Raw genomic sequence first — 6,055 nt, 5'->3', positions numbered from 1 at the left:
TTGAGGAACAAACTCATCCGTGATGTCATCTATCTCATCCTGAATGACCGATATCAATCTTGCAAATGTTCCTCTGTGACGAAAAACATCTTGATGATCTTGTATCGGTCCACCAGTTCTTATCGTTATGTAATGGCGTGACATCAGTCCCCTCTTAGCGATTAGTCACGAATTGTACGACCACAACACACTCACCAGCAGCTGTTGTTTTGTCCCGTGTTGCATAAAGAGTTAGCTCTTCATCATAGGGAACAAACTCTTTTTGATTAGTTGAAGTAAAATCTTGTGTCCCTTGGGCTTTAATGTCCTTTTCACTAAATTCATTGCCACCATAGGTGCTGCCAATCTTTAATTTCGCCTCAGAAAACGCCGTCTTAACGAACGCTTTAATCGAAGTGATCATTGCTCCACGAGGCAAGGTTCCTATCTTGCGGGTAAGCTGCTTATCGCTATGGGTGATATTTAAACGCAAAAAGCTGACCTGATGCGTATGAAGATCTCTACCATGTAAGTGACCTTTAACTCCATCTACCATATCTTATTTCCTTTCCTCGTTAAGCCGCGTCAACTTCACCAGTGTAGGTGGGGATAACTATCGTTCCAAAATCTTGTGCACCTTGTGCTCTTCCGGGCATTTGGAAACGGGTTTTCTTCATGCCTATAATCGTATGAACACCAAAACCATATTCACGTTTGTAGTCGAAGGTTTCTTCTTCGATCTTATAGCGTGTGTCCCCATACCCCTTACCGAAAGCCATAACGACACTTTGTGCCCCAAGTAGAACAGCACGACGCACACCAGCAGCACGAGTACCATCAGACTTCACACCATTGGTAACATGTTCGGATTCACGTAAAATCACACCGTTATACATGCCTAGAGAACCATCAAAGATGGGGTTTTTAGCACGTGAACCGGTATAAGCAGCCTTCTGTATATCAAGCCACTGACCCGTTTCTGTATTGGTACGTAATTGCGTCACTTGAATGGGGTGCAAATATAAAACATAGACGCTTTCACCATTCACACGAACTGGTCTAATTTTAGGATTTGCTAGCTTAGCGTACTGAACAGCTTCATCTATCAATTTAAGATTAAAGCTATGTTTGCCTTTTTCTGTAAGATCTTCATCCTTGGTTTTGCCGTCAGGGCGTACAATGCGCTTACTACTTGGAGCTATCGGCGCATTAAAACCGTAATAAAGAGGATCAAGATCAATGATATCTCCCTCAAAATGGAGTCTGTGCGCTGTATAACCGCAAGCATGAACGAAAAACATCAAACTTAAACGGTCTGCAAACCAATCCGATAAACTGTTTTTGGCTTCTTCACGTAAATTAAACAAAGTACGCTGAGTATCGATAGTCCCTTCATTGGGAATTCTCGTGCCATGATAGAGCTCATTGATATACAATTTATCATGGAGGAATTGGAGCGCTTCTTCATTTCCTTCAAGCGTTTCGCCCTCACTCACACCACGTCCCGCTAATTGAGCACGAAGACTAAAGGTTACACAATCCCCTTTGCCTTTCTGTGTTTCTGTTTTTACTTGAATAATGCTATTGGAGCCCTTCCCTATAAGAGGAGCTATCGGCGTTGCCTTGGATACCTCCGCATCTAGCATTCTAGCCCATCTTTTTAACGCATGGGGTTCATTGATCCCTATATTGGTTGTTGCCATTTATTTCACCTTTCTTTGCTGTAAAAAAAACCGGCTTAAAAGCCGGAGGAAAATCCGCACCAAAGGCGGCTTTATCTGTATTAACCCCTCATTTAATCATCATCATCCGCTCCACTCAATTTGCGCATAAGCGCTTGGTTCTTCGGATTGCTGTACCACGCTTGAAACTCTTTATCAGACATATTATCAATGGCGTCCAAAGTGATTGGTCCAACACTGCCCCCTCCTCCAGATGCCGTTAAAGTTTTCGCTGAATTCTGCCTGCTTTGAAGCGCTGCAACCTGATTATTGGCTTGTACCGCTTTGTTCTGATAGCCAAGGTTTTGTGCTACCCTATAAAGCTCTTCTGCTGGATTAGTCCCATTTTGTGCACAAGTCGCTGCTACCGAACGTAATTCATTGCCTATAATTTCATCTATCGTACTCTTTTCTGCATACTGAGGATAAATTCCTGACCAACTGGATAATTCCTTAACACGGGTCTCATAAAGAAAATTCACCGCAGCACCCAAATCACTGTATTTCTTTTCAACCGCCGTAAAAGAATTTTCCAAAAACTGATTCAATTGCATATCATGCTGTTGCTGCTCAAAAGCCCGCCTTTGCGCTTCCAGTTGCTCTTTAATAAACGCGCCTTGCTCTTGAAGCTTCTTTCCCATCCAAGCCATATAGCCAACAATGTCCTGACTCATATCAGGGGGTGTATCATCACCATCAGCAGAAGTTTCCTGTGGTTGAGGATCATAAAACTTCATAAGGGCTTCACGTGATTTATGGACTTGTTCCTCTGCACGCTGCTCTTCTACCGTAGATATGTCCGAAGGCTCATGAACAGGCTGTGAGACCGGCTCTTGCGAACTTATATCATCACTGGTAACGGTTTCACTATCACTGCCGCCATCAAAATAGTTATCATCATCAAATACCTGCTGTTCTGCTGTGTACTCTTCATTCATACCATCCATCTCTTCACTCATTTGTGCATTCATTCTTTCACCTTTCTAAATGCTTCGTGCTCTATATGTATCTGCTCTGGAACGCATAATCTGATTGCGCATTTGTTCATTCAGAATGCGTTGACGCTCTAATTCATGCTTCTCTTGCATGAGTTTCGCTTCTAATTTCGCTTTTTCCTGCCGCACGTACAGATCAATCTGCTTGCCTTGTAAATCCATCTGTTGCATCTGTGCTTTTACTGCAATGTCCTGCTGCTTTTCTTGCAACTTCATTTCCTGTTCGGGATTCATTTGCTGCTGTTGTTGTGCCATCTGTTGTTGCTGTTGGAACTTCTCACTCACACGATTGAGTAATGATGCCGGCAAAGGCGAATAACGCAACAAATCAAGCATGATATCCGGTGTAATCGCGTTTTGAAGCAACGGTAACAGCTGTGTGATAATGCCAAAGGTACGCTCTTTTTCGTTCGGGCTAGTTGGCGCATCATCAACGACAATGTCATAATCAACACTCATAACCTCTTCGCGGGTTAACGGAATATATTGCGCATTTTCCTCTCCCGATATCCGCACCAAACGACCATCAGACAGATAATTCTGGATCAAATGGAGGATAATCTTCCCTTGACGCTTGCGATACAAACGCAAGCCATCAAACAAACAAGCAAGAAGGTTCAAACTCGATTGACGCCTCTGTGCTTCAAGAATGCCTGCTTGTGTGACTTCTCTTGTACCAATAAATTCAGGCGATAAACCTGTAACCTGATTGATCGCTTCTTTTGCTTCATTAAACAGCTGGAAAAAGCCTTGTGGAAACTGTGCTACAGGCTTTGGTTGTATCTTGCCTAGTGCCAATGCGTTAGGTTTAGTCCATGTAAGAGTATCTGCCCTACTCAAACTTCTTGCCGCCTCTTCATCATTCTCAAAAGCCCCCCGTTCTGCCATAATCCCGCCCTTGGATTGGCTATTGAGGATATACATCACCTGACTAAAATACTTATTAGCCCAGCGTTGCGGATCTTTTGTCGGGCGCACAACGCCATAAAACTGTCGATTGATCTTATCAAAATAACCGGTAATGCACTCCCAACCCAATTGACCAGCAGGAACGAGCGGTTGATCAGGCTCTGACAAAAGCTTTCTGCCTAGAAAAGCACGTCTCACAACCTTTTTATTGAATTGAACAGCCTGTATATTCGGCATGACACATTGAAGCTGTTCAAATTCCTCCTTGCTATAATCTCGCAATTCACCTGTTTCTAGATCAGGTGCCTTATAAGCTTTTTCTCTTTCAAACCAGCGGCATTCAACAAGCGTGACCATGCGTCTGCCATTCTCAACATCAACGCTCTTGTCATCACTGTAATATTCAAGATCATTATGATGAACACCATCATAACCCACGCCATCCCGTGCCCAATCCGCATTGAGCTCTGTCCAATGGCATTCAGGAAACATCTCTCTCGCAACTTCCAAAGGCTTACGGTCGACATACCACATACGTTGTGCATCCGTTAAATTTGGTTGAACCGCTGCACTGTCCCAAACCATTTTCAACGGATCTAAACGCGTAATCACCGGCTCTCCATCAGGGTTGTTTTCATAATCAAGACGCGTATCTGTCCAGCCCATCCCACAAATGACAGCATCCTGAAAAGCGTCACTATCCGCATATTCAGCATGCGCCATGTCCCTAAACCATTCCGCCGCCCCAGTAAGCAATTCACTTGGCAATGCCTTGCCTATTTGACGAGGAATAAATTGCACTTCACGCTTATTGTTGCGTTCAGAGCCCACAACTGCATTCACGAGCGGGGCAATACGATTAAAGGTCATGACAGGGCGGCGTTGCTCCTTTAAAACCGATAAATCCTTCTCATTCCACTGATCACCATTGTAGAAAGCAAAATCCTCACGAGCATGTTCACGCCATTTATTTACATGCTCCAAATCTTCTTTGTACCAACTTACAAGCTTGCGAAACAAACAGTCACTCGAGAGATCAGAAGCTTTTCTTTCTTCCTCCTCTAATGTCTCATCATCTTGCATCATTCTGCCATCCATGAGGTACTCTCATATTCTCTTCTGCCGCTATAGGCTGCTCGTTTCCGTATTTCTTGGGGTGGTTCATAAGCTACACACATTAAACCAAAGGCATCTGCCCCATGGCTCGACCAATCATGCTCTGCACCCAAACCTATATTGCGCTTCTCATCCCATTTCTCGTGATACCAATTCAGTGCTTTACGACCCGCTACCGTAGTTGCCTCATTAAACCAAACTGAGGGCAATATTCGTCGCACCGCTTCTATACGTATCTTGACCGCCCCTGCCCCCTGATTGGGAATAACTTGCGTTTCAAAACCCGCATCATTCAAAGCACTCTCAAAACTCACATTGTGCACACGGTCTCTCGTCGCACCATCATGAGGCAAAACCATCAACGCCTTCTCATAGCCATTTTGACGCAACCAGCCTATGTGCTCGGATAACGGCTGCCCTTGTGCTTCGTAATAATCAAGAACTCTGATTTCGCGCCCTACAAACTGTGCTATCCATATTGCCGTGGCATCTGCCTTGGCGCCCGTGCCCCCAATATCCCAAAAAGCGCGTATTTGCATCAAAGGATCACGAGAAACGCGTCCTATCCGCCCTTCCTGCTCGGCTGCCAACATCTCTTGTTGATAGTAAGCACCCTGAACCGCGGTTAAGTAACCGCCTTCCCAAATATGCTTATAGCTCTCTGGTCGGTTCCTAAGATCATCCAACCGTGCTTCATTCAAGATCTTTGGAAACTTCGGGTTATCTGACCAATTGATCTCAACACGCTTGATTGCATCATTATCAGAAAAGCGAAACCGCTTCTCAACGGGGGCATTCTCTCGCAATGGGTTCCATGTCACCCACAACTCTGCACGCCATCCCTCACCCTCTTCACGTAAAGTCGGTATAAGCGTTTGCCAAGCTGTCTCTGTGACAGGCTCTGCCTCATCAACCCAGCATAGCAAAATACGCCCCATCGACTTGATACTTGCTACATTGCGATCAAGACCAGAAAACTGAAAGGCTATACGACCATCTCTCGATTTAATCGAAGACTCCCCAATCTTGTAATAGTCCTTTAAAAAGTCATGCGCTTCAATGGCGCGCTTAATCTCCTCTAAAGAACTCTCAGCTAGCGAATTCTGAAACTGCCGTGCACAAAGAATAGTGCCTGATATCCCTCCCATACCAAACTGATAGCCTTTTAAAGCCGCCATCAAGGCAAATGATCTTGTCTTTCCTGACCCCCGTCCTCCCCAAGCAGCACGAACCGCTGCCTTTCCTGTAAAGATTGGTATAAGCTTTGGTACAATACTAATCTGTGCGGTCGTCATTTACCAAAGGCGCGATCTCTACACGCGTTATCATCTTTAT

The 6,055-nt window shown here is 44.7% G+C and carries 5 protein-coding genes; all 5 read right to left on the bottom strand.

The genetic code is table 11. The features are described 5' to 3' along the window. Positions 1-154: 154 nt before the first annotated feature. A complete protein-coding gene (locus tag ME1_RS04180) occupies positions 155-535 on the bottom strand; it encodes a hypothetical protein (protein ID WP_004863689.1) in 381 nt (126 codons plus the stop codon). A gap of 19 nt (positions 536-554) precedes the next feature. Further along, positions 555-1,682 (bottom strand): N4-gp56 family major capsid protein, encoded by a 1,128-nt coding sequence (locus ME1_RS04175; protein ID WP_004863686.1) that lies wholly within the window; start codon positions 1,680-1,682, stop codon positions 555-557. Between the two features lie 92 nt (positions 1,683-1,774). After that, complete coding sequence (locus ME1_RS04170) at positions 1,775-2,671, bottom strand: hypothetical protein (protein WP_004863683.1); 897 nt, start codon at positions 2,669-2,671, stop codon at positions 1,775-1,777. A 12-nt stretch (positions 2,672-2,683) separates the two neighbouring features. Next, positions 2,684-4,702: a portal protein gene (locus tag ME1_RS04165; RefSeq protein ID WP_004863677.1), complete on the bottom strand. Its 2,019-nt coding sequence runs from the start codon at positions 4,700-4,702 to the stop codon at positions 2,684-2,686. Next, on the bottom strand, positions 4,687-6,015 hold the full coding sequence (locus tag ME1_RS04160; RefSeq protein WP_004863675.1) for a PBSX family phage terminase large subunit: 1,329 nt from the start codon (positions 6,013-6,015) through the stop codon (positions 4,687-4,689). The genes ME1_RS04165 and ME1_RS04160 overlap by 16 nt, the downstream gene beginning before the upstream one ends. Positions 6,016-6,055 lie beyond the last annotated feature (40 nt).

Origin of the sequence: Bartonella vinsonii subsp. arupensis OK-94-513 (assembly GCF_000278235.1) — a bacterium.
GTDB classification, from domain to species: Bacteria; Pseudomonadota; Alphaproteobacteria; order Rhizobiales; family Rhizobiaceae; genus Bartonella; species Bartonella arupensis.
Note: the sequence above shows the minus strand (reverse complement) of the source record. Positions and strands in the feature narration are given on the sequence as shown.